Origin of the sequence: Allokutzneria sp. NRRL B-24872, from assembly GCF_002155965.1 — a bacterium.
GTDB lineage: Bacteria > Actinomycetota > Actinomycetes > Mycobacteriales > Pseudonocardiaceae > Allokutzneria.
This window is the reverse complement of record NZ_MUMH01000361.1, coordinates 1-848: the sequence shown is the minus strand read 5'-3', so window position 1 is coordinate 848 and position 848 is coordinate 1. Positions and strand designations below refer to the sequence as shown.

The 848-nt window shown below is 76.2% G+C and carries 1 protein-coding gene; it reads right to left on the bottom strand.

Annotated elements, in window-relative coordinates:
* On the bottom strand, nucleotides 1–848 hold an 848-nt coding region (locus CCN37_RS38060), incomplete at both ends, for an alpha/beta fold hydrolase (protein ID WP_210408410.1).

Below are 848 nucleotides of genomic sequence, written 5' to 3'. Positions count from 1 at the left end.
CCTCCGGGGCGACCGGGGCGGGCTCGGCGGCAGGGACGGGCGGCGCGGGCGGCGGCGGCACGGCCAGCGTGCCGCTCGCCTCCGGGGCGATGCCGGAGAAGTGCTCGGTGAGCAGGTCGGTGACGGCGGCGGGCTGCTCGACGGGGGCGAGGTGCGAGGCGCCGGGGACGACGGCGAGCCGGGCGTCGGCGATGCCGGCGACCAGGGTGCGGGCCTCGGCGGGACCGGTGACCCGGTCCTCGGAGCCGACGAGGACGAGGGCGGGGATGCCGATGCTGCCGAGGGCCTCGCGGACGTCGAAGACGGCGAGGGCCTCGCAGGCGGCGATGTAGCAGGCGGGGTCGGTCGTACGGACCATCTGGACGGCCCAGTCGACGATGGCGGGCTGCGCGCCGGCGAAGAGCGGGGTGAACCACTGCTCGGGGGCGGTGCGGGCGATCGGCTCCAGGCCGTTGGTGCGGACGATGACGCCCCGCTGGCGGAACTCGTCGGCGGTGCCGAACCGGGGCGAGGTGGCGACCAGGGCGAGGGAGGCGACCCGGTGCGGCGCGCGGAGGACGAGGTCGAGACCGACGGCGCCGCCGAGAGAGCAGCCGGCGTAGCCGAAGCGCTGGACGCCGAGCGCGTCGAGCGTGGCGAGGAGCCGGTCGCCGAGCTCGGCCACGGAGGTGAAGGGCTCCGCGGGCGCGCCCCCGTGCCCCGGGAGGTCGAAGCGGACGACCCTCCAGTCACGGGTGAGCTCCGGTATCTGCCGGTCCCACATGTGGAAGGTCGTACCGAGGGACGGTCCCAGGACCAGGACCGGGGCGTCCTCGCGCCCGTCGACACGGTATTGCAGGGTGTTCGTC